Annotated in this window: 22 protein-coding genes; 18 read left to right on the plus strand and 4 right to left on the minus strand. The window is 62.4% G+C overall.

Annotated elements, in window-relative coordinates; genetic code table 11:
• Positions 1-40 precede the first annotated feature (40 nt).
• Positions 41-1,894, plus strand: a complete 1,854-nt coding sequence (locus tag V8J81_RS08720) for a peptidylprolyl isomerase (protein ID WP_368475362.1) — start codon at positions 41-43, stop codon at positions 1,892-1,894.
• Positions 1,894-3,405, plus strand: coding sequence for an anthranilate synthase component I (trpE, locus tag V8J81_RS08725; protein WP_368475363.1), 1,512 nt, complete (start codon positions 1,894-1,896; stop codon positions 3,403-3,405). The genes V8J81_RS08720 and trpE overlap by 1 nt, the downstream gene beginning before the upstream one ends.
• A 171-nt stretch (positions 3,406-3,576) precedes the next feature.
• Here the strand turns inward: trpE and V8J81_RS08730 are convergent, their stop codons facing one another.
• Positions 3,577-5,382 (minus strand): divergent polysaccharide deacetylase family protein, encoded by a 1,806-nt coding sequence (locus V8J81_RS08730; RefSeq protein ID WP_368475364.1) that lies wholly within the window; start codon positions 5,380-5,382, stop codon positions 3,577-3,579.
• Positions 5,383-5,533: 151 nt separating this feature from the next.
• Here V8J81_RS08730 and V8J81_RS08735 point away from each other — a divergent pair, with 151 nt between their 5' ends.
• The 7 genes from V8J81_RS08735 (at position 5,534) to lexA (ending at position 10,970) form a co-directional block, all read left to right on the plus strand.
• On the plus strand, positions 5,534-6,121 hold the full coding sequence (locus tag V8J81_RS08735) for an anthranilate synthase component II (RefSeq protein WP_368475365.1): 588 nt from the start codon (positions 5,534-5,536) through the stop codon (positions 6,119-6,121).
• The gene (trpD, locus tag V8J81_RS08740) at positions 6,118-7,143 is read left to right on the plus strand and encodes an anthranilate phosphoribosyltransferase (RefSeq protein WP_368475366.1); all 1,026 of its coding nucleotides are present in this window, start codon (positions 6,118-6,120) and stop codon (positions 7,141-7,143) included. Before V8J81_RS08735 ends, trpD begins: the two co-directional genes overlap by 4 nt.
• Complete coding sequence (locus tag V8J81_RS08745; RefSeq protein WP_368475367.1) at positions 7,140-7,640, plus strand: DUF3592 domain-containing protein; 501 nt, start codon at positions 7,140-7,142, stop codon at positions 7,638-7,640. The genes trpD and V8J81_RS08745 overlap by 4 nt, the downstream gene beginning before the upstream one ends.
• A 45-nt stretch (positions 7,641-7,685) precedes the next feature.
• A complete protein-coding gene (gene trpC / locus V8J81_RS08750) occupies positions 7,686-8,486 on the plus strand; it encodes an indole-3-glycerol phosphate synthase TrpC (protein ID WP_368475368.1) in 801 nt (266 codons plus the stop codon).
• Complete coding sequence (gene moaC / locus V8J81_RS08755; protein ID WP_368475369.1) at positions 8,486-8,965, plus strand: cyclic pyranopterin monophosphate synthase MoaC; 480 nt, start codon at positions 8,486-8,488, stop codon at positions 8,963-8,965. The genes trpC and moaC overlap by 1 nt, the downstream gene beginning before the upstream one ends.
• Entirely contained in the window at positions 8,962-10,161 is a 1,200-nt protein-coding gene (locus tag V8J81_RS08760; RefSeq protein ID WP_368475370.1) for a molybdopterin molybdotransferase MoeA, read from the plus strand. Before moaC ends, V8J81_RS08760 begins: the two co-directional genes overlap by 4 nt.
• Before the next feature lie 113 nt (positions 10,162-10,274).
• The gene (lexA, locus tag V8J81_RS08765) at positions 10,275-10,970 is read left to right on the plus strand and encodes a transcriptional repressor LexA (RefSeq protein WP_368475371.1); all 696 of its coding nucleotides are present in this window, start codon (positions 10,275-10,277) and stop codon (positions 10,968-10,970) included.
• 66 nt (positions 10,971-11,036) lie between these two features.
• On the opposite strand, the gene V8J81_RS08770 is transcribed toward lexA, so the two are convergent.
• Positions 11,037-11,207 carry a hypothetical protein gene (locus tag V8J81_RS08770; protein ID WP_368475372.1) on the minus strand — a complete coding sequence of 57 codons (171 nt, stop codon included), beginning with the start codon at positions 11,205-11,207 and terminating at the stop codon, positions 11,037-11,039.
• A gap of 104 nt (positions 11,208-11,311) precedes the next feature.
• Here V8J81_RS08770 and V8J81_RS08775 point away from each other — a divergent pair, with 104 nt between their 5' ends.
• Positions 11,312-11,944: a transglycosylase SLT domain-containing protein gene (locus V8J81_RS08775; RefSeq protein WP_368475373.1), complete on the plus strand. Its 633-nt coding sequence runs from the start codon at positions 11,312-11,314 to the stop codon at positions 11,942-11,944.
• Positions 11,945-12,034: 90 nt separating this feature from the next.
• Positions 12,035-12,925 (plus strand): transglycosylase SLT domain-containing protein, encoded by an 891-nt coding sequence (locus V8J81_RS08780; protein ID WP_368475374.1) that lies wholly within the window; start codon positions 12,035-12,037, stop codon positions 12,923-12,925.
• Here the strand turns inward: V8J81_RS08780 and V8J81_RS08785 are convergent.
• Positions 12,922-13,335, minus strand: coding sequence for a hypothetical protein (locus V8J81_RS08785; RefSeq protein WP_368475375.1), 414 nt, complete (start codon positions 13,333-13,335; stop codon positions 12,922-12,924). The genes V8J81_RS08780 and V8J81_RS08785 overlap by 4 nt on opposite strands.
• Before the next feature lie 170 nt (positions 13,336-13,505).
• On the opposite strand from V8J81_RS08785, the gene V8J81_RS08790 reads away from it, so the two are divergent.
• Complete coding sequence (locus V8J81_RS08790) at positions 13,506-14,270, plus strand: heparan-alpha-glucosaminide N-acetyltransferase (RefSeq protein WP_368475376.1); 765 nt, start codon at positions 13,506-13,508, stop codon at positions 14,268-14,270.
• Positions 14,271-14,284: 14 nt separating this feature from the next.
• On the opposite strand, the gene pepN is transcribed toward V8J81_RS08790, so the two are convergent.
• Positions 14,285-16,849: an aminopeptidase N gene (pepN, locus tag V8J81_RS08795; protein ID WP_368475377.1), complete on the minus strand. Its 2,565-nt coding sequence runs from the start codon at positions 16,847-16,849 to the stop codon at positions 14,285-14,287.
• Between the two features lie 102 nt (positions 16,850-16,951).
• Between pepN and V8J81_RS08800 the strand changes: the two genes are divergently transcribed.
• The 6 genes from V8J81_RS08800 (at position 16,952) to V8J81_RS08825 (ending at position 23,248) form a co-directional block, all read left to right on the plus strand.
• Complete coding sequence (locus V8J81_RS08800) at positions 16,952-18,487, plus strand: FAD-binding domain-containing protein (protein ID WP_368475378.1); 1,536 nt, start codon at positions 16,952-16,954, stop codon at positions 18,485-18,487.
• Between the two features lie 146 nt (positions 18,488-18,633).
• Positions 18,634-19,158, plus strand: a complete 525-nt coding sequence (locus V8J81_RS08805; protein WP_368475379.1) for a hypothetical protein — start codon at positions 18,634-18,636, stop codon at positions 19,156-19,158.
• A gap of 91 nt (positions 19,159-19,249) precedes the next feature.
• On the plus strand, positions 19,250-20,761 hold the full coding sequence (gene gatB, locus V8J81_RS08810; protein ID WP_368475380.1) for an Asp-tRNA(Asn)/Glu-tRNA(Gln) amidotransferase subunit GatB: 1,512 nt from the start codon (positions 19,250-19,252) through the stop codon (positions 20,759-20,761).
• 294 nt (positions 20,762-21,055) lie between these two features.
• The gene (locus tag V8J81_RS08815; protein WP_368475381.1) at positions 21,056-21,769 is read left to right on the plus strand and encodes a DNA helicase; all 714 of its coding nucleotides are present in this window, start codon (positions 21,056-21,058) and stop codon (positions 21,767-21,769) included.
• A 123-nt stretch (positions 21,770-21,892) separates the two neighbouring features.
• On the plus strand, positions 21,893-22,357 hold the full coding sequence (locus tag V8J81_RS08820) for a GNAT family N-acetyltransferase (protein ID WP_368475382.1): 465 nt from the start codon (positions 21,893-21,895) through the stop codon (positions 22,355-22,357).
• A 150-nt stretch (positions 22,358-22,507) separates the two neighbouring features.
• A complete protein-coding gene (locus V8J81_RS08825; protein WP_368475383.1) occupies positions 22,508-23,248 on the plus strand; it encodes a leishmanolysin-related zinc metalloendopeptidase in 741 nt (246 codons plus the stop codon).
• The last annotated feature ends 9 nt before the right edge of the window (positions 23,249-23,257 follow it).

Here is a 23,257-nt window from a genome sequence, read left to right on the forward strand (position 1 = left end):
TGCGAACCAATCTGACCCGAACCTGAAGGGCCCTTGAGCAATGGCAAAAACCGCGGCGAAAAAAGTCGGCAATATCTTTGTCTGGATCCTGATGGGCCTGCTGTTTGTGGCGCTTGCGGGCTTTGGCATCGGTTCGTTCTCGGGCGGGGCCAGCCGGGTGGGCAGCGTCGGCGATGTTGAGATCACGGCGGACGATTATTATCGCGCACTCAACAACGAAATCCGCGCCCAGATTGCTGATACTGGTGAAGTTGTGACTTTCGCCCAATTGCGCGCGCGCGGTGTGGATGAACAGGTTCTGACCGGCCTGATCGCACGCGCGGCCCTGAACCACGAGGCGGCGCAAATGGGGATTTCCGTCGGCGACGAAGAGGTAGCCCGCCAGATACAACAGGTTCAGGCCTTCCAGGGCACATCCGGGAACTTCGACCGCGACACGTATGAATTCGTCCTCGCGCAGCAGGGCGCATCCCCGCGCGAATTCGAGGAAGACACCCGTGAAGACATTTCGCGCGCGCTGTTGCAGACCGCTGTTGTCGGCGGCCTGACACCCCCTGCGATCTTTGCCGAAACCATCGCCGCTTATCAGGGCGAGACACGCGATTTCACGCGCTTGACCGTAGGCCGTGGTGAGTTGGCCGAAGACCTTCCCGAACCAAGCGATGAAGACCTCGCCGCCTACTACGAGGAAAACCCGCAACGCTTCACCCGGCCCGAGGCACGCCGCATCACCTATGCCTGGATCACACCGGATCAGATCCTCGACGATGTGGACCTGGCCGAGGACGAATTGCGCGGCCTCTACGAGGATCGGTTGAGCCTTTACGTGCAACCCGAACGCCGCCTTCTGGAGCGTCTGGCCTTCGGCAGCGTGGAAGAGGCGCAGGCCGCCTTTGACGCCATCGCCGCAGAGGAGACGGACTTTGACACTCTGGTGGAAGAGCGTGACCTGACGCTTGAAGACGTCGATATTGGCGAAGTATCCGCCGATGATCTGGGCGCAGCAGCAGCCGAGGCGATCTTCTCGGACGATGAAAGCGAAATCATCGGGCCGGTCGAAACCGGGCTTGGCCCCACCCTTTTCCGCGTGAACGCCGTTCTCGAAGCCTCTGAAATCACGTTTGAAGAGGCGCGCGTCGACCTTGCCGCCGAGATGGCCGAAGATGCTGCCCGGCGTGAGATCGATGCAATGCGCGAAGAGATGGACGATATGCTCGCCAGCGGTGCCACGCTCGAGGAATTGTCCAACGACACGGCCATGTCGCTTGGCACCATCGACTATACCCTGGCGTCTGAGGACGGCATCGCAGCCTACGACAATTTCCGCGACGCGGCCGCGGAGGTTGAGGAAGGCGATTTCCCGATCCTTTTGGAGCTGTCGGACGGTGGCCTTTTCGCACTGCGTCTGGATGAAGTGGTGCCGCCCACCCTGCCCCCGCTTGAGGGGATTGAGGATGAGGTCGCCGAGGCCTGGACGATCAGCGCCCTGCGCGACGCCGTCGCGGCGCGGGCCACGGAATTACTCGGTCAGATGGCGACCGGCGCGACGCTGGAGGATCTCGGCGACACGGCTGAGGAACGCCTTATCCGGCGGCAGGATTTGCTGCCCGACCTGCCCCCCACCACTGTGGCACAAGTCTTCCAGATGGATGCTGTAGGCGATGTGGTGATGATCCCCGGCGCGGAAGCCGCCCATGTGATCCGTCTGGATGCGATCAACTCCGCAACCCGCGACGGGCCGGATACGTCGATCCTGTTGCTGATCCTGGAGCAGACGATCTCGCAGAGCATCGCGACGGACATCTTCGAGGCCTATGGCCAGGCCACGCAGGCCGAGGCCGGGTTTACGACGAATTCCGGGGTGATCAACTCAGTCCATGCAGCCTTCCCCTGATGGCAGAACTGAGCGACTTTGAAGCGTTCCGCGAAGGCTGGGAGCTCGGCGAAAACCAACTGGTGCACGCCCGTCTTGCGGCCGATCTGGATACGCCTGTCTCTGTCATGCTGAAGCTGACAGACGCGGGGCGGGATGCCTTCATTCTGGAATCTGTCACCGGCGGAGAAGTCCGCGGGCGCTACTCGATCGTCGGAATGAAGCCCGACTTGATCTGGCGTTGCAGGGGTGAGACGTCTGAGATCAACCGCGCCGCCCGCTATGATCGCGAAACGTTCGAGCCCTGCGTGGAGGCTCCCCTTGATGCGATCCGCGCACTTTTGGCGGAGTCGGCGATTGATATGCCGGATGACCTGCCTGCCGCCGCCGCGGGCCTGTTTGGCTATCTGGGATACGACATGATCCGGCTCGTCGAACATCTGCCAGACGTGAACCCCGACCCGCTTGGACTGCCCGATGCGGTTTTGATGCGCCCCTCGGTCATTGCTGTACTGGACGGTGTGAAAGGTGAGGTCACAGTTGTCAGCCCGGCCTGGACGTCTTCGGGCCTGTCGGCGCGTGCGGCCTATGCGCAGGCCGCCGAACGTGTCTCGGATGCTTTGCGTGATCTGGAACGCGCGCCGTCCGTGGCGGCCCGGGAAATGGGCGATGCGCAGCCGTTGGGGGAACCTGTCAGCAATTTCACGCATGAAGCTTACCTGCAGGCGGTCGAAACGGCGAAAGACTATATCCGCGCAGGCGACATCTTTCAGGTCGTGCCCTCGCAACGCTGGACCCTCGACTTCCCCGAACCGCCCTTCGCGCTTTACCGCGCCTTGCGCCGCACCAACCCCTCACCGTTCATGTTCTATTTCAACTTCGGCGGCTTTCAGGTGGTGGGCGCGTCGCCCGAAATCCTGGTGCGGGTGTTCGACAAAGAGGTTACGATCAGACCCATCGCCGGCACCCGTCCCCGCGGCACCACGCCTGAGGAAGACAAGGCGCTCGAAGCCGACCTGATGGCCGACAAGAAGGAACTGGCCGAGCACCTGATGCTGCTGGACCTTGGCCGCAACGATACGGGCCGTGTCTCCAAGATTGGCACTGTGCGCCCGACTGAGGAATTCATCGTCGAACGCTACAGCCACGTCATGCACATCGTCTCGAACGTGGTCGGCGAACTCAGCGACGATCACGATGCGTTATCCGCCCTGCTCGCCGGTCTGCCTGCAGGTACCGTCTCCGGCGCGCCAAAAGTCCGCGCCATGGAAATCATCGACGAGTTGGAGCCTGAAAAACGCGGCGTCTATGGAGGCGGCGTTGGCTATTTCAGCGCCAATGGTGACATGGACATGTGCATCGCGCTGCGCACAGCGGTCGTGAAAGACGGCAAACTCTACATCCAGGCGGGCGGTGGCGTGGTCTACGACAGCGACCCGGAAGCCGAGTTCATGGAAACCGTGAACAAATCCCGCGCGATCCGCAAAGCCGCCGAGGATGCCAGCCTGTTCTCCCGCGACGGCAACCGGTAACCCGCTCGGCCCCTCCTCCGGCCTGCGGCCATCCTCGCAGCCGCACCCTGCCTTCCGCTGGTCAAAAATACTCCGGGGGAGGCGCGCAAAGCGCGGCGGGGGCAGCGCCCCCTAGACACAGAGAAGGAATGCGCCGAAGGCGCGCCGTTCGACAGAAATTACTAGTCGGCCCTATGGCTCCGACGCGCGCAGAAGGACAGCGGACAGAGGCGCCAGCGCCACGCCTTCGGAGCGATCCCCAAGCGCCCAGGAAAACAGCGCCGTCACTGTATCGGGCCGCGTATGGCCCGCCACAATCACCGTGCCCTCCTGCGAGGCGGTGAAGGCCGCGCGCGACAGAAAGCGGGTGATCGTCGTGGCGCGTTGGTTTTCATCATCGAGCATCCGGAACAAGGTCGCCCCCGGCACGCCTGCCCGGCTGGCGGTTTGTTCCGCCGCGTTCAAACCACGCGGAAACGCGACAAGCCCATGGCCTGTCTCGGCCAAAAGCGCGACGGTTGCGTCCAGCACCGGGCGATCGCCCTGGATGCGGCTATCGGGCGTGTCCAACAAGGCGACCGCTTCCGGCAGGACCGATTGCGCCGCGCTCACAGCCACTTCTGTATCAACTGCCGTTGCCCCGTCTGGAAGCATCGTGCCCAACATCAAAACTTCAAAACCGGCCTCCCGGTAGATCGCCGCGCGAGCCGCCGCATCAGGGTGCAGGGGATCGATGGCGAAGGCTACGGGGAAGGTGAAGCGGGTCAGCGTTGCCTGTTCGATGCGGCTGTCCGGTTCATCAATCAGAACGACGGCCATAACTGGGCGTTCGTCGGAGGGGTCGAAGGGCGCAGCAAAGGCTTGGATCGCCGGCAGGTCTTCCGGTGCCGGTTCCGGCGCGGCGTCAGCCTCTGCCTCCACCTCAGGCTCATCCGGTGTCGTGGACCCGCCAGCTTGCGGCAGACGCGAGACCTGCGGGAACCGCGGCGTCGAGGTTTCCGATGGAATTATCTCCGGGCCGTCGTCTGCGGCGGCATCATCGCCGATGGTTGGAAATCTTGGCGAATTGAGCGCCGGTGTATCAGGCTCAGTCGCATCAAGAGCAGCGATTTCTTCGGCTGAGGCTGCTTCATCCGCCGGTTCAGCTTCTGGAGCCTCCGCTTCGATCTCCGCCGCAGCGCTGTCTTCGGCCTCCGGGGCCGGATCCGCCTCAGGCAATGGGGCCGTTGCGGTTTCGACCGCTGGAGATGCACTGACTTGCGGCAGGTTCAACGCCGCAGGGGCATCACCAGTGGCTGCGACGGCAGAGGGTCCAGCGGGCGCATTTGGGGCTGCACCGAGTGCAGGGGCAGCGGCGATGTTCGTGGGGGCCTCAGCGGTCACTTGCGGTTGCGCTGCGGGGGCGGTGTCGAAACTCGGGGCTTGCGAAACGCCAGCAAGCTGCGGTGCCTCCGGGGCGGCAGCGTTCGGGGCCGCATCCGTGGCGGGCAAGGTCGCTTCTTCTTCGGGCGGCGGGCGATTGAACTCAGATCCAGCGGGCAGTGGGATGTCCGTGGCGGGGGCGGCTGCGCCGGTTTCGTCCGTCTCAGCAGCCTCCGCCTCGTCTTCTGGCGCTGCGGTTTCAGCGGGCGCTTCCGCCTCGGCAGGAGCCGTTTCAGCCGCAGGGGCAGCGTCTTCGACCGCTTCTTCTTCCTCTACCGGGGCAGCGGCCTCTTCCTCTCCGCCAACCGTTTCAGCCGCGGTTTCTTCCGTTGCGGGCGCCTCTTCTTCAACGCCGTCTTCCGCGCCGGTCTCTTCGGTTGTGGTTTCGGCGGGCACCTCTTCAGCCACCGGGGCTTCTTCCTCCGCCTCCGCTCCATCGGCGCCCACAGTGACGTCCAAGGCCGGAGCCCCTTGCGTGCCCGGGCGTGGTGGCAAAGGCGTGCTTAGGGACACCGCCGCAAGGACGACGCCTGACACCAGAAGACCTGAAAGAATACCGACACTCAGACCGCCCATGGCCCATGCTCCTGTCTGCTCAGGCCCGGGTTCGACGCCCGGGCATTCGACGCCACGCGTTGGCCCACCTTGACCCGCGCGCGCGGCTTTGAAACATGTATAGCGCGGGCGCGCGGCGCCTTCACCCCTTTTCGCGTGAGGTCGCCTGACGATGCTGCTCCTGATCGATAATTACGACAGTTTCACCTACAATTTGGTGCACTACCTCGGAGAGCTTGGCGCGGATGTGCGCGTTGTGCGCAACGACCAGATCAGCGTGCAGGATGCGATGGCCTCAGGCGCCAGCGGCATCGTTCTCAGCCCCGGTCCCGGCACGCCTGAACAGGCGGGCATTTGCCTGAGCCTGACGAAAGCAGCCGCCGGTGCGCAAATGCCATTGTTCGGGGTCTGCCTCGGCCACCAGACGATTGGCGAGGCGTTCGGCGGCAACGTCCAGCAGCATTCAGACATCGTGCATGGCAAGATGGGTGTGATCCAGCATGAGGGCAAAGGCGTCTTCGCGGGCCTGCCCTCCCCGCTGGAGGCCACGCGCTATCACAGCCTAGTTGTCGATCGCGTCTCCCTGCCCGCCGAGCTAGAAGTGACGGCGCAGCTGGAGGACGGCACCATCATGGGCCTGCGCCACCGGGAGCTTCCCATCGAGGGCGTGCAATTCCACCCCGAAAGCATCCGCTCCCAGCACGGCCATGCCATGCTGAAGACCTTCCTAGAGACGACCCAAATGAGTGAACCTGCATGACCGACGCAAATGATGCGATGAAGCCCATTATCTTTGCGGCTTCCGAAGGCCCCTTGTCCCGCGCTCAGGCGGAGGAGGCGTTCGGCTACCTTTTCGACGGCGCAGCGAGCCCGGCACAGATGGGCGGGTTGATCATGGCGATGCGGGCGCGCGGCGAATCTGTCGCTGAATATGCCGCCGCAGCGCAGGTGATGCGGGAGAAATGCATTGCGGTGAACGCACCCGAGGGCGCGATGGACATTGTTGGCACCGGCGGTGACGGGATGGGGACGCTCAATATATCCACCGCCACGGCCTTTGTCGTGGCGGGTGCAGGCGTGCCGGTGGCAAAGCACGGCAACCGTAACCTGTCATCAAAATCCGGCGCGGCGGATGTGCTGACCCAGATGGGCATCGACGTGATGGTCGGCGCGGATGTGGTCGAGACCTCCATCAAGGAGGCCGGGATCGGCTTCATGATGGCCCCGATGCACCACCCGGCGGTCAAGCATGTCATGCCGATCCGACAAGAACTTGGGTGCAAGACGATCTTCAACATCCTTGGCCCGCTGACCAACCCGGCCGGCGTAAAACGTCAGCTGACCGGCGCTTTTGCCATCGACCTGATCTACCCGATGGCCGAGACGCTGCTGGAACTGGGATCCGAGGCCGCGTGGTTGGTCCACGGCTCCGACGGGACGGATGAGATTTCGATTTCCGGTATCACCAACGTGGTGGAGTTGAAGGACGGCAAGCTGCGCTCGCGCGAGGTGCACCCGGAAGATGCCGGCCTGCCCGTGCATCCGTTCAAAGATATCCTCGGCGGCACGCCGGAAGAGAACGGCCAAGCCTTCCGCGCGCTTCTGGACGGGGCTGAAGGAGCTTACCGTGACGCCGTTCTGATGAATGCCGCCGCGGCCCTGATCGTGGCGGGCCGCGTGACAGAGCTGCGCGACGGCGTGGAAATTGCGCGCGACAGCATCGACAGCGGGGCCGCCAAAGCGGCGGTTGAAGCCGTGGCCCGTGTGACCTCGGCCAAGTGAAACGCTACGCCTTGCCTCTTGGGTTCGGCTTTATCGGGCTGGCCATGCTGACGATTGCGCTCATCCTCTACCTGCACATGGCACGGGAGACGCGGATTGGAGAGCGCTTGATTGATGACGGCGTAGCCACCGACGCGTTGCTGGTCACTGCCGAATATGTCGAACGGCTGTCCTGCCGGGGTGGGACGATCAAGGTCTGCAACCGCTCGGACTACGCACTCGGGCAAATCGTCTATCTCGTGGACGACCGACGCGCCGTTAATGACGTGACGCTGAGTGAAGAGGATTTCGCCTCCTTTGAGGCCGGGGAAGAAGTGCGCATTTCCATCGTCTATCTGCCCGACGACCCACAAGAAATTGAAGGCAACCGCGGCGACCGGTTCATCTCGGCGCGCTCCGACGATCTGACAATCATCGTCAGCGCCCTCTTCGGTATCGTGTTCGCAGCCATCGGCGGGATCGCCGCGTTGGTGATCCGCAAACAAACGCCTGTCTAAGCGGCCCCTCTCGACAGCCCTGCCCCCCTTGCCTAAGACGGTTCCATGAGCACCATTCTCGACAAGATCAAAGCCTACAAGTTGGAAGAGGTCGCCGCCGCCAAAGCTGCGCGCCCACTGACTGAAGTCGAAGCCGCCGCGCGCGATGCCTCACCCGTGCGCCCATTCGGGGCCGCGTTGAAGCAGGCCCAAACCGAGGGTTACGGCCTTATTGCCGAAATCAAGAAGGCGAGCCCTTCAAAAGGCTTGATCCGCGCCGATTTCGACCCGCCCGCCTTAGCACGCGCGTATGAGGCCGGGGGTGCAACCTGCCTTTCGGTGTTGACCGATACGCCAAGTTTCCAAGGCGCGCCTGAGTTCCTGCAAGCCGCCCGCGCCGCCGTCACCCTGCCCTGCCTGCGCAAGGATTTCCTCTACGACACCTATCAGGTTGCTGAGGCCCGCGCATGGGGTGCCGATTGCATCCTGATCATCATGGCCTCGGTCAGCGACGCTCAGGCGGCGGAGCTGGAAGAGGCGGCGTTCGCCTGGGGCATGGACGCGCTGATCGAAGTCCACGATGGGGATGAGCTGGATCGGGCCCTTGCGCTGAAATCGCCGCTTCTGGGTATCAACAACCGCAATCTCAATACATTCGAGACAACGTTGCAAACCACGCGTGACCTGTCCAAACGAGTACCCGGCGACCGCATGTTGATCTCTGAATCAGGCCTGTTTGAACCGGCTGACCTCGCCGACATGGCCCGCCACGGCGCGCGCACCTTCCTAATCGGCGAAAGCCTGATGCGGCAGGACGATGTGACCGCCGCGACCAAGGCGCTGCTGGCCGAACCGGTGCCAGCCTGATGGCGGACCTCACGCATTTCGACCAAAGCGGCGCGGCCCATATGGTCGATGTCTCCGACAAGGCCGTTACAGATCGCATTGCGGTGGCCGAATGCTACGTGAAGATGCTGCCGCAAACTCTGGAAAAGGTTGCGGAGGGCACGGCCAAGAAAGGCGACGTTCTGGGCGTGGCTCGCTTGGCCGGGATCATGGGCGCGAAGAAATGTCCCGACCTGATCCCGCTCTGCCATCCGCTGCCCATCACCAAAGTGTCCGTTGATCTGGAGCTTGACGAAACGCTGCCGGGCGTGCGCATCACCGCAACCGTGAAGACCACAGGGCAGACCGGTGTTGAGATGGAAGCGCTGACTGCCGCCTCAACCGCTGCATTGACGGTTTACGACATGCTCAAAGCAGCTGAGAAAAGCATGGAGATCAGTGGCTTGCAAGTCGTTCTTAAAGACGGCGGCAAGTCCGGCAGATATGAGGCCACCGCGTGATCTCCGTTGAAGAGGCCCTCGCCAAATGCCTTGCGCTGGCCGAACCGGTCGGCACGGAAACCGTTCCACTGGCTGAGGCCGGGGGCCGCGTTCTGGCCGCACCTGTCACTGCCTACCGCGATCAACCGCCCTTCTCCGCCTCCGCCATGGATGGATATGCCGTCCGTGACGTGGAAGCGATCCCCGGCCGACGCCTGAAGGTGGTGGGCGAAGCGCCCGCAGGCCACCATTGGCCCGGCACAATCGGCCCCGGAGAGGCGCTACGTATCTTTACGGGCGCTCCCCTGCCCGCGGGCACCGACCGGGTTGTGATCCAGGAAGATGTGGAACGTGACGGCGACAGGATAATCCTCGGCCGTGACCTCGGCGCAAACACGAATGTCCGCCCGTCAGGCGCGGACTTCACCGCAGGCGCAATGCTCTCCGCGCCGCGCCGTCTTACCCCCGCCGACATTGCACTGGCGGCTGCGATGAACGCCCCTGAACTGACGGTCTCCCGCAAGCCCGAAATTGCCCTGATCGCGACCGGCGACGAACTGGTCAGCCCCGGCGAGGACCCCGCCCCAGACCAGATCATCGCGTCAAACACCTATGGCCTGAAAGCCCGTATTGAAGCGGCAGGTGGACATGCACGCCTGCTGCCGATTGCCCGCGACAAACGCGAAAGCCTGGAACAGGTGTTCGAGATGGCCAAAGGCGCGGACATCCTGGTGACGATTGGTGGTGCCTCCGTCGGTGACCATGATCTGGTGGGTGATGTGGCCGCCGATCTGGGCCTCGACCGCGCCTTCTACAAGATTGCTATGCGCCCCGGCAAACCCCTGATGGCCGGACGTCTGGGTGAGGCGACGCTTCTGGGTCTGCCCGGAAACCCTGTTTCTGCCATGGTGTGTGCAGAGCTGTTCCTGATCCCGATGCTGGATGCGATGATGGGTCTGCCCGCCGGGCCCCGTCCACGTCTCAAAGCACGCCTAGGCGTCGATCTTGATGCGAATGGCCCCCGTGAACATTACATGCGCGCGCGCTTGTCACCCGGGGAAGACTTACCCACCTTGACCCCCTTCGGCAGCCAGGATTCATCGCTTCTGACCATCTTGTCAGAGGCCTCGGCACTGCTTGTCAGACCCGTTGAAGACAGCCGCAAACGCACCGGTGATCTTGTCGAATACGTCCCCCTCTCACAGCTATTTTCCTGATTCGTTGACAAATTGTTCGGAACAGGGGTAGAACATACCCTGAACGGGCATGGAATATGCCCGCGTAAGTTGAGCAGTGGGCCATAGGTCCGATCATAATCGAGGAGACGGGGATGCTGACGCGCAAGCAAAGGGACCTTCTGGAATTCATTCACAAGCGGATGCAGAAGGACGGTGTGCCGCCATCCTTCGACGAAATGAAGGAGGCGCTCGACTTGCGCTCCAAATCCGGCATCCACCGGCTGATCACAGCCCTTGAAGAACGCGGCTTCATCCGCCGTCTGGCCCATCGTGCCCGCGCGATTGAGATCGTGAAGATGCCCGATGCCATGACCGATGGCGGCAGCAGCGGATTTACCCCTCGCGTCATTGAAGGCGACCGTTCCGACCCACCAGCGGGCGCGATGCCGGTGCAAGCCGCGCCGGCCACCGAACTGCCCGTGATGGGCAAGATCGCCGCCGGTGTGCCGATCGAAGCGATCAGCCAAGTCGCAGCCCATGTGGCCGTCCCACAGCAGATGCTGGGAACCGGACGCAGCCACTATGCCCTTGAAGTTAAAGGCGATTCGATGATCGAAGCGGGGATCAACGACGGCGACATCGTGGTGATCGAAGAAGGCGATACGGCCGATAACGGCGATATCGTTGTGGCGCTGGTCGAAGATCAGGAAGCCACGCTCAAGCGTCTGCGCCGCAAATCCGGCATGATCGCGCTGGAGGCCGCCAACCCGGCTTATGAGACGCGCATGTTCCGCGATGATCAGGTCAAGGTACAAGGCAAGCTGGTCGGACTGATCCGCACTTACTGATACGTGTCGCTCCGGGGCAGAGGGGGACGATCCGTCTCTGCCTCACCGCGCTGACGCGCAGCTCCGTCAGCCGGACCTGGCGCCGGGCCAGCCCGGCGCGGTCCTGTCAGCGAACGACGCAATGACAATCAGTTTGTCGGTGTCGTGCAACGGTTCTTTTCTGGTATTTGTGAGCAGCGAACCGCTGCGAGGACGATCGCTGGCCGGAGGAGGAACAGAAAAGTCCACCGCACCCATCAGCGAAAATCAGCCGTTTTCAGACGGTTGCGCAAAGTATTCCTTGCCGCAGCCCCTGCCCCTGCGATAGCCCGCCGCGTCTGCTAACGATTTCCGGTTCTTACATGCCTTCGCTTTTCGTCCGCGCCACAGGCGCGCTTACCACTGCATTCACACTCCTCGCCCTGCCCGCATGCGCAACGCTGGCCGATCTCGACCTGCCCGGCTTTGGCCGTAACGCGCCAGAGGTCACGCTCGAAGACGTCGCCATGCGTTGGGATCACCGACCGGAGGCCGGCGAATGGACCCGCACTGCTTTTACTGCACTCGAAACACATGCGGCCATCCTGCCGACGCTGGTGCCAAATGACATCGCCGAATGGTGCCCCGCCTACCCAGATGCCACACAGGACGAGCGGCAATTGTTCTGGACCGGCCTCCTCTCCGCCCTCGCCCGGCACGAAAGCACCTGGAACCCGCAAGCCGTTGGCGGCGGTGGTCGGTGGTTCGGTCTTGTTCAGATCAGCCCCGCCACCGCTCGCCATTATGCCTGCCAGGCCACCAGCGGATCGGCCCTGCAAAACGGCAGCGCGAACATCTCGTGCGCTTTGCGCATTTGGGCCCAGACCGTGCCGCGTGACGGCGTGGTGGCCGCGGGCCGTGGCGGGATCGCCGCGGATTGGGGGCCGTTCGTGCAGGCCAACAAGCGCGAAGAAATGCGGGCGTGGATTTCCTCACAACCCTATTGCGCTCAGTAACGTCACGGCGCGGCGGGACGTTTTTCTTGCCCATGCGCACCGGGGCAGGCTAAATGACCTGTCTGCTGCCAATCCGGGGGGATGGCCTTTATGGGCGCATTGCGTCTGATTTGTCTGCTCGGCGGTCTGTCCGCCGTACTGGTTACCACGCCAGGAAAAGGGTTCGCCCAAGCCGATGCGTCGGTTGGGGTCGAAGTCACGTCAGGCGTGATCGACGATGATGTGGCCCTCGATCGCCCGGAACTGGCCGAAGGCGATCTGACCGTGGCCCCACATATTCTTATAGAAGAGGACGCTGTCAGCGCGCTGGCCCCGGCCATCAGCCTGCGGCCCGTGGTGCGCGACACCTGGGCCATTCCAAGCGCCCGCTGGGACGACCATCCAAACGGCGCGCGGTGGACAGCGGCTGTCTTGTCCGCACTGCGCGGTCCCGGCGCCCCCCTATTGGAGGTTGAGCCGCGCGACATTCATGCTTGGTGTCCGGGTTATATTCAGGCCTCCCCCGCACAGCGCGCCGCGTTCTGGACCGGCCTGATCTCAACCCTCGCCTGGCATGAAAGCACCCATCGTCCCTCAGCCGTAGGCGGCGGCGGACGCTGGTTTGGCCTTGTTCAAATCGCCCCCGGCACCGCCCGCTGGCGCGATTGCGATGTGCAATCGGGTCAGGCGCTTCTGGATGGGTCGGCAAACCTACGCTGCGGCATCCGGATCATGGGGATCACCGTGCCGCGCGATCAGGTCGTGTCTGAGGGGATGCGCGGTGTCGCTGCCGATTGGGGTCCGTTCCATTCGCAGCGCAAGCGCGAGGATATGCGGCAATGGGTGCGCGGGCAGGATTATTGCCAACTGCCCCCCTCGCCCACTCGCCCTGTAATGCGCCCAGCCAATCTTGGCCAAGCGCCAGAAACAGAAATGGCCCCGGTTTCGGGGCCATCTATCGGGCTGGATACCCGGCCTGTTCTGCGACCCGAGGCCGCTTAGGCCAGGCCTTGCACCTTCACATTGCGCGCGGTCGCTTCACGGGCGAGTTGCTTGAGGTCAGGCAGGAACTCGGTTGGCAGACGGATCTCCGTGCCATCGGTCAGCATCAACCCAACGAGCGGCGCGCCGTCACGCTTCTGGATGCGCAGGTAGGAGATCTGGCTGGTGGGGACAACAAAATCATCCTCGATCCCAAGCAGCTGCCAGGTCGATGCCGTAATCCGGATGCCGTACTTCGGCAGGCTCATGACCTGCCAAATGCATGCAATCAAAGCCGGAATGGCCATCAGAAGGACGAAGCTGGGGGCAACTTGCCAAAGGAAGGCGGCTAGGACGCCAAGCCCCACAAAGCTCAAAACGCTAAGGGCGGTGCTACCGGGGCGGACGGAATGTTCAAATGTCTCTGTCATGCATTAGACCAAAGAGCCAAAAAGTGACGACAATTTGGAAAGCGTGGGACAGGCACGCGGCAGTTCAGGTGTTTTTTCGCGACGAGCGGGCTTGGGATTACGGCTTGGTGCGCAGTGCGACGACCTGCTAGGGTCGCACCAATGGATCACCGAATGGGACCAGACAGGCCGTGACACCAGCAGACATACCGCCAGCCGCAACGCAAGTCGCGGCCCGCGCCCGCATCCCCGCCCTCGACATCGCGCGCACCGGTGCACTGCTTGCGATGGTGATTTTCCACTTCACCTTCGATCTGGAGCTTTTCGGCTATCTCGCCCCGGGCACAACCACATTGCCCGGGCCATGGCGCGCATTGGCGGTGGCCACGGCAAGCGCATTCCTGTTTCTGGCCGGTATGTCGCTCTGGATGGCCCACGGATCAGGCATTCGGTGGCCCGCCTTCTGGTGGCGCTTTGGCAAGGTCGGGGTTGCGGCGCTATTGGTCACAATCGGCACTTACATGGCGTTTCCTGATGCCTTCGTCTTCTTTGGCATCCTGCATTCCATCGCGCTCTGCTCGCTTCTGGGTCTGGCCGCGTTGCGGCTGCCTGCGCTCTTGATCGTTCCGTTGGCCGCCGCCGTCTTCTTCGCCCCGGATTTCGCACGCTCTGATGCGTTCAATGCCCCGTGGCTGTGGTGGACCGGCCTGCAAACTCTTCCCCTGCGCACAGTGGATTATGAGCCGATCTTCCCATGGTTCTCAGCCTTCTTGCTCGGGATGGCCTTGGCCAAGGCTATGGACAAGGCCGGGCTATGGGCCCGCCTGTCCGATCCAGCGCCATCCCGTGCCATGCGGCTGTTGAGTTTCCCCGGCCAGCACAGCCTGATCATCTACCTGATCCACCAGCCGATCCTGATTGGCTTGGTCTGGGCTGTCACACAAGTGATCCGGTAGCGCGCACGCGGCCTTCACGCTCCGCGCATACGGCTCACCATCTCACCCAGATCGCGGCTCAACCCTTCTGCCGCTGCCATCCGTTCCAACTCTGCCAGCATCAGGGCTTGTCGGTCGGCATCGTAGCGTTTCCAGCTGTCGAACGCTGTCGACATGCGCGCGGTGGTTTGCGGATTGATCGCATCGAGCTTCAGCAACCAATCGGCGACAAACCGGTAGCCCGCTCCCGATGGGTGATGGAAACCCGCCGGATTGCCCGCCGTCAGCCCCGCAATGACCGAACGGAAGCGGTTGGGGTTCTTGTAATCGAACAGGGAATGCTCGGTCAGCCGCGCTGCGGTGTCCACCGCCGCATTCGGGTCGGCCAACGCCATTTGAGACATGAACCATTTGTCCATCACCAGCCGGTCGTCTTTCCATTGCGCTTCGAACCTGGCCGCGATGTCAGGATCGCCCGCTTCCACCAAGCGCCCAAAGGCCGCCATCTGATCGGTCATGTTCGTGGCGGCCTCATACTGCGCCAGCGCGCGCACAGGCCCTTCTACGGCCGTTAGGTATCCGAGGCAGGTGTTGCGTAAACTGCGTTGCGCCGCGGGCCCAGCGGCAGGGCTGTAGGGGCCGGCAGTCGCATTCGCCTCATACTGACGGATCAGTTCATCCGTCATGGCCTCTGCAATCGCGCGCTGCATCTCCTTGCGTTTGGCATGGATCAACGAAGGGTCCGGCACCATACCGGCATCCACACAGGCCTGTGCCAGATCATCCCCGGACGGCAGTGCAAACATCAGCGCCCGGAACGCCGGATCAACCGACGTATCGCGCAACACGATTTCAAGCGAGGTGAGCAGACCAGTCGCCACAAAGCCCTGCCCCCGGATCATGTTCAACAGATCCTCCCGCACCACGCTGCGCCCGGCTTCCCACCGGTTGAACGGGTCCGTGTCATCCCGCATCAAGGCCAGCCGTTGGCCAAACGTCGTCGGCGCATCAAGGATTACCGGGGCCGAAAAGCCCCGCAACAGCGACGGCGTGACATCGCCCGAACCAACCACGTCCAGCGGCCAACTCAGACGCATCTCAGGTCCATCAAGCACAGCCAAGGTCTCCCCCACGACCTCCTTGCCGCTGTTGTAAAGCGCGAGGCGCACGGGAATGACGGCAGGCTCTTTCATCGGCTGGTTGGGCGTTGGCGGCACCTCCTGGCTCAGGTGCAGGGCGAATTCGTCCCCTTCTGCGCCCCAGCGCGCGGTCACTTTCGGCGTTCCTGCCTGACTGTACCAGCGCTTGAACTGCGACAGGTCCGTCGCCGTGACCTCTTCGAAACAGGCCAGCCAATCCTCAATCGTGCAGGCCTGCCCATCATGTCGGTCGAAGTAGAGCGTGCAGCCCGCCTGATAGGCATCGTCCTCAATCAGCGTGCGCAGCATCCCGATGACTTCGGCCCCCTTCTCATAAACCGTCGCCGTGTAGAAATTGTTGATCTCCACATAGCTTTCGGGCCGCACATTATGCGCCAACGGCCCCGCATCTTCGCGGAACTGACGGGCGCGCAGCGTCAGCACGTCCTGAATGCGCTGCACCGGCGCGCTGCGCATGTCAGCGCTGAACTGCTGGTCGCGGAACACCGTCAGCCCTTCCTTCAGGCACAACTGGAACCAGTCCCGGCAAGTGATGCGGTTGCCCGTCCAGTTGTGGAAATACTCATGGGCGATGATCGCCTCGATACTGGCGAAATCGGCGTCCGTCGCGGTCTCAGGGCTGGCCAGAACATACTTGGAGTTGAAGATATTCAGCCCCTTATTCTCCATCGCGCCCATGTTGAAATCATCCACGGCCACGATGTTGAACACGTCCAGATCGTATTCGCGGCCATAGACCTCCTCATCCCAGCGCATCGACCGGATCAGGGCATCCATGGCATAGGCGCACTTATCCTCGTCCCCGGGACGGACCCAGATGTTGAGGTCAACAGACGCGCCGCTGGCGGTGGTGAAGGTATCGGAATGGGCCACCAACTCCCCCGCGACCAGCGCGAACAGGTAGGCCGGTTTGGGGTGCGGGTCGTGCCATTCGGCAAAGCCCTCGCCTGCGCCCGCCGGATTGCCGTTCGACAACAGCACGGGCAGGTCGGACTCGATGCGCACCTTGAAGGGCGCCATCACGTCAGGCCGATCCGGATAGTAGGTGATCTTGCGAAAGCCCTCGGCCTCACACTGGGTGCAATACATGCCGTTCGACATGTAAAGCCCTTCCAGTGCGGTATTGGCGGCTGGATTGACCTCCACCACCGCTTCCCACGTAAAGGCACTTTCGGGGACAGGCACGTTGATCCCGCCCTCAGTGGGGACAACGACCACATCCTGCCCGTCGATCTTGGTGGAGATCGGCGTCAAATCCTCCCCATGCAGGAACATCTGTGCAGGCGCGCCGGGTTTCGGCACGAAGCGTATGCGCGACGTGACCCGCGTGGCGTCCGGAGAGAGCGCAAAGCTGAGCGATACGGCCTCAACCTCCCACGGGAACGGCGTGTAATCCTCCAAGCGGATCGGCTGCGGGGCGGCGGGGGCTGCATCTTTCATCAAGTGGGCTCCTTGGCTTTCCCCACTAGCTAGAGCGCGACCAGAGGGCGCGCAAGCAACCGCATTGCTTGCAGTTGCAAACGGCCATGCTATCTCTGCCCCATGGCAAATGTTCTTGTTTGGTTCAAACGCGATCTGCGGGTGCAGGACAACCCGGCGCTGGCCCTGGCCGCCGCGCGGGACGGCTCCGTTTTGCCGCTTTACATTGCCGAGCCGGAGGCATGGGCGCAGCCTGATGCCTCCGCCCGCCAATGGCGTTTCATCGCGGAAAGCCTTGAGGGGTTGCGCAAAGATCTGGCCGCTATCGGCGCACCGCTGATCGTCCGAACAGGTGACGCTGTTGAGACCCTCGCCGCCCTTTGCGCCAAACATAGCATCGCCGAAATCATCAGCCATGAGGAAACCGGCAATCTCTGGTCCTATGCGCGTGACCGCAAGGTTGCGGATTGGGCGCGTGGTGCAGGCATCCGTTGGACAGAAGTGCCGCAAATGGGCGTGCACCGTCGCCTGCCCTCCCGCGACGGGTGGGCTAAGACGCGCGAGCAAGCAATGCGCCTGCCCCAGATCGAAATGCCATCCACATTGCGCGCATTGCCGGAGGAGCACGGTGCGATCCCCGATGCGCGCGATCTTGGCCTGCCTTTCGATCCCTGCCCGGGACGCCAGAAAGGCGGGCGAGCCATGGCACTGTCGACCCTCGGCTCGTTCCTGACTGAACGGGGGCAAGACTATAGACGCGCCATGTCGTCTCCGCTGGACGGCGCAACCGCCTGCTCGCGCCTCTCGCCCCATCTCGCCTTCGGCACCCTATCATCGCGTGAGGCCGTACACGCCAACGCAGCCCGCCGCGTGGAGTTGAAAGGCACGCGCTCAGGCTGGCTCGGCTCGCTCAAGAGTTTCGAGGCCCGCCTCGCTTGGCGCGACCATTTCATGCAGAAATTGGAGGATCAGCCCAGCATAGAGACCCGCTGCCTGCACACTGCTTACGAGGGCCTGCGCCCGCTTGAGGCAGACGCGACACGCCTGCACGCATGGGAACAAGGCGAAACCGGCATTCCGTTCGTCGACGCCTGCATGCGCTCCCTAAATGCAACCGGCTGGCTGAACTTCCGGATGCGCGCAATGCTTGTGGCCGTGGCCTCCTACCACCTCTGGCTGGACTGGCGCGCCACCGGCCCGCATCTGGCCCGACAGTTCACCGATTATGAGCCCGGCATCCACTGGCCCCAGGTGCAGATGCAGTCAGGCACCACCGGCATGAACACGATCCGCATCTACAACCCCGTCAAACAGGGCATCGATCAGGACCCAACCGGTGCCTTCACGCGAGCTTGGTGCCCCGAGCTGCGCGATGTCCCTGACGCGCACTTGCAATCGCCTTGGGCATGGGAGGGCGCGGGCCAACTTCTGGGCAAACGCTACCCCGCCCCGATCGTTGACGTCAAAGAGGCTGCAAAAGCCGCACGAGACCGGGTCTGGGCCGTGCGTCGCGGCGATGCGTTCCGTGTGCAGGCCGCGAAAATCGTTGAAAAACATGCCTCGCGCAAAGACAGCGGCGCGGGGCGGCATTTCGTCAATGACCGCGCGCCAAAGCGAAAGAAGGCCAAACCAGACAACCAGCTTTCGCTCGGCCTGTAATCGCCCCTCCTCCGGCCTGTCGGCCGTCCTCGCAGCGCCCATGTTCGAAACACTTTGTTCCGCTTCGGTAGGGAAAACAGGTGTTTGACGGCCCTTCCAATGCGCGTAGCATCAGGCCCAAAGACACGAACCTGACGGAGCCCTCCATGCATATCCTCATCGGCCTTGCCACGCTTGTCGGCGGCATTCTGTTCTGGGTCTGGCGCGCGCGGATGGCGGCGAATGCAGCGTCCGAGCTTGCTGATATCGCGGGCACCATGGCCGGTGCTGTGCGACGCTTCGGCTTTCGCCGCCGCCACGACATGCACCCAGTCGATTGCATCGACGACAACACGCTGGCCGCAGGCGCACTGACGGTGGCGTTCCTTGACCTCGGCACCTCTCAAACGGATGAGCTGCGCAACAAGCATCTCGTCGCCCTGCAATCCCATTTCGCCATCGAAAAGGCGGAGGCCGAGGAAATTCTCGTCATGGGCCATTGGATGGTCAATGAATGCAACGGCCCAGCCCCGGCGGTGACGCGACTTGGCAAGCGGTTGATGAAGTTGACCGGGTCTCATGGCCTCGACGCGCCGCTCAATGTGATCAACGATGTCGCCTCTGCCAACGGCGGGCTGACCGACAGCCAGCGAGACGCCCTGCACGATTTGCAGCGCATCTTCCGCCGCTGAACAAAGCACTCGCGGCCTACACGGCCAGTAGACGCTTGCCCGCCCCCGCGCCCTGCCCTAAACCCGGCCTCGCGTAAATGCGGAGGCCAAAATGCTCGACCTGACCTATGAGACCCCGAAACCCAAAGTGATCGCCGGTGCCAAGCACGATTGGGAACTGGTCATCGGGATGGAGGTTCATGCCCAGGTCGCTACCAACGCAAAACTTTTCTCCGGCGCCTCGACGCAATTCGGGGCCGAGCCGAACTCCAACGTCGCCTTTGTGGATGCGGGCATGCCCGGCATGTTGCCCGTCATCAACGAGGCCTGCGTCGCCCAGGCCGTCCGCACCGGCCTTGGCCTTAAGGCCGAGATCCACCTGAACTCCGCCTTCGACCGCAAGAACTACTTCTATCCCGACCTGCCGCAGGGCTACCAGATCAGCCAGCTCTACCACCCCATCGTGGGCGAAGGCGAAGTGTTGGTGGAACTGGGCGACGGCACCGCGCGCACGGTCCGCATCGAACGTATCCACCTCGAACAGGACGCGGGCAAATCGATCCACGACATGGACCCCGCGCTGTCGTTCGTCGACCTCAACCGCACCGGCGTCGCGCTGATGGAGATCGTCTCCCGCCCCGATATCCGCGGCCCGGAAGAGGCCGCCGCCTACCTCCTGAAGCTCCGCCAGATCATGCTCTATCTGGGCACCTGCGACGGCAACATGCAAAACGGCAACCTGCGCGCGGACGTGAACGTCTCGGTCTGCCTGCCCGGCGCCTATGAACGCTATCAGGAAACGCAGGATTTCTCCCATCTCGGCACACGGTGTGAGATCAAGAACATGAACTCCACCCGCTTCATCCAACAGGCCATCGAAGTCGAAGCCAAGCGCCAGATCGCCATCCTCGAAGCGGGCGGCAGCATCGATCAGGAAACCCGCCTCTACGATGTCGAAAAGGGCGAAACGCGGTCAATGCGCTCCAAGGAAGAAGCGCATGATTACCGCTACTTCCCCGATCCCGACCTCCTGCCGCTGGAAATCGAGCAGGCCTGGGTCGACGACATCGCCGCCCACCTGCCCGAACTGCCGGACGCCAAGAAAGCCCGCTTCATGGGTGACTTTGGCCTCGCCGATTACGACGCCTCCGTCCTGACCGCCGATCTCGACGCCGCTGCCTATTTCGAAGCCGTCGCTGGGAAGACCAACGGAAAACTCGCCGCCAACTGGGTCATCAACGAACTCTTCGGTCGCCTCAAGAAAGACGACCGCGAGATTGAGGACAGCCCCGTCACCCCCGACCAACTCTCGTCCCTCATCGCGCTGATCGAAGCCGACACCATCTCCGGTAAAATCGCCAAAGACGTGTTCGAGATCAGCTACACGTCAGGCCGCGACCCGGAGGAGATCGTCGAAACCGAGGGCCTGAAACAGGTCACCGACACCGGCGCCATCGAGGCCGCCGTGGATGAGATCATCGCCGCCAATCCCGACCAGGTCGCCAAGGCGAAAGAGAACCCCAAGCTCGCAGGCTGGTTCGTGGGTCAGGTGATGAAAGCCACCGGCGGCAAGGCGAACCCGAAGGCCGTCAACCAGATCGTGGCGAAAAAGCTGAACGGCTGACGAACTACCGAGATTGTAGGGCGGGACATGTCCCGCCGCGACGATCCCGCGATGCAGCCGCATCCGAAATCGGCTTCGAGCCCAACTTGAGCATTCGCCGGCGCGCTTCGAATGGCCGAAATCCGATTGAAAAATTCCATTGATCCGGGTACCGTCTAGCCACGGCCTGGCTCGGGCCTCCCCCCTCCATTGGGGCAGCATCTGACATGCGGAGCGAGATATCGTCGAACCTGTCCTGTTCGAGCACACGCATAAGGAGGGATTGCGGAAACCGCTCGTAAACGGAGGTTCAAGATGAGATTCTCATCCCCAATCTACACCCTCAAGCGTCATGCAAAGCAGCTTGCGCGTGACAATGACATCAAGCTCCACGAGGCCCTCGACCAGGTTGCCACAAAAGAGGGCTTCAACGATTGGAGCCACTTGGCTGCCAATTTCTCCAAAGCGACACCAGCCAGAAAAATCATGGGCCAGCTCAGGTCAGGCGATATGGTGTTGATCGGGGCGCGACCCGGTCATGGCAAAACGCTTCTTGGGCTGGAGCTCGCTGCGTTGGCTGAGAAAAACAATCGCAAAAGCTATGTTTTTTCATTGGAATACAATGAAGCGGACGTCTGGGACCGATTTGCAAAACTAGGCCTCGACCAAGAGGCCGGGACCCGTCCGATCGTCGTGGATACGTCAGACGAAATCTGCGCGGCCTATATCATTGAACGTCTCGGTTACAGGCCGGGTGAGGCGCTGGTCGTTATTGATTACCTTCAGCTTTTGGATCAACGGCGCAGCAATCCAGCGCTTGAAGACCAAATGCGGGCGCTCAAGACATTTGCCGTCGAAAGCGGGGCAATTGTGGTTCTGATCTCACAGATCGACCGCGCATTCGATCTGTCTTCCAGCGCCATGCCGGGCCTTGGGGACATACGGCTGCCAAACCCGCTTGAGCTGTCTCTTTTCGACAAGAGGTGCTTCCTGCATGACGGTGACATCCAGATAGAGACGGCCGCATAAGGCTGGCCCAATGGCTTTGCGGACATGCACGCAATGCCCGCAAAGTCGCGCGCAATGAACGCCATCGTCGGCTTGGTGACGCCCGGGGCAGTTCAAATGCATAAGGGGTCCTGAGGTCCTGACATGAACGACACCTTCACGTTGAGATGTGCTAAGATCGAGCATGCCGAAGGCATTGGCTCAGTGATCCGCGCCGCTATTGAACAGGTCAATGCGAAGGACTATCCGCCAGCGGAAATCAATCGTCTCTTGCAGAACTTCACGACTGAGAAAATTGCAGCTCTGCTCCAGCAGAGGCAGACTTTGGTTGCTTTGTTCGGAGAACGAATTGTCGGCACAGGGGCCATTCAGGGCGCCGAAGTAAAATCGGTTTTTGTTGCACCCGATTGGCACCGAAGGGGGATTGGTGCTGCCATTGTGTATGAGCTTGAGAAAATCGCCGCGAGAGACGGAATTGAAACTCTCGAAGTCTCTTCTTCACTCTCTGCCACGCAGTTTTACTCGGTCTTGGGATACATCGAAACGTCGCGGAACATCTTTGGAAACGAAGAGACAGTGCAAATGACGAAAGCTTTAGCGCGAACCTAATCGAGGTAGATTTCGAAGGTTGGCTTTGTCCCGCAAGGCCGTAGCTGCACCCTTTCATTAATCACCCTGGATCAGTGAAATCCCGCCGAACGCTCGCCGTTCCAAACCCAATTCTTCGCGCGCCAATCCGTCCCGGCTATTCTGCCGCCCATGATCCACCTCTCCTATGCCACCGACCTCTCCGACGGGCGCCGCGCCGTCTTCGACAGCGCCGCCACGCGCTGGAACGAGGTGCTCATCACCGACTTCCCCGAAGTCGACCTGAACGGCACACCGGAAACCGGTGTCCTCATCGAAGTGTCCATCACTCGCATCGATGGCCCCGAGGGTGTGCTTGGCCAAGCCGGGCCCACTCATCTGCGCCCCGATACACGCCTGCCCGCACGAGGCATCATGGAATTTGACGATGCCGACCTTGAACGCCTCGAACTGGCTGGCAGCTTTGAGGATGTGATCCTGCACGAAATGGCCCATGTCCTGGGCTTCGGCACGCTTTGGGGCACCTTCAACCTGATCGCCGCGTCGGGCTCCATGAACCCCGAATTCATCGGGACCCGCGCCGTGCGCGAGTATCGCCAACTCGTTGGCACCGACGCCGCCCTTGGCGTGCCCATCGCCAACACCGGCGGCCCCGGCACGCGCGAAGGCCATTGGCGCGAGCTGGTCTTCGGGGATGAGCTTCTGACCGGCTTCCTATCGGGCACCAACCGCCCCCTATCGCGCCTGTCGCTCGCCGCGTTCGAGGATCTTGGTTACGGCGTCGATTACACCAAGGCCGATCCCTATACCCTGCCCGAGTTTCGCGATCTCGCCATTATGGGCATCACCGAGGCCGTCCGCATTTGTGATCTGTGCCGCATGGGGCGACCTGAGCCGATCCTGCTCGATTGAGATAAGACC

It is taken from the genome of Gymnodinialimonas sp. 202GB13-11 (genome assembly GCF_040932485.1).
Classification (GTDB): domain Bacteria; phylum Pseudomonadota; class Alphaproteobacteria; order Rhodobacterales; family Rhodobacteraceae; genus Gymnodinialimonas; species Gymnodinialimonas hymeniacidonis.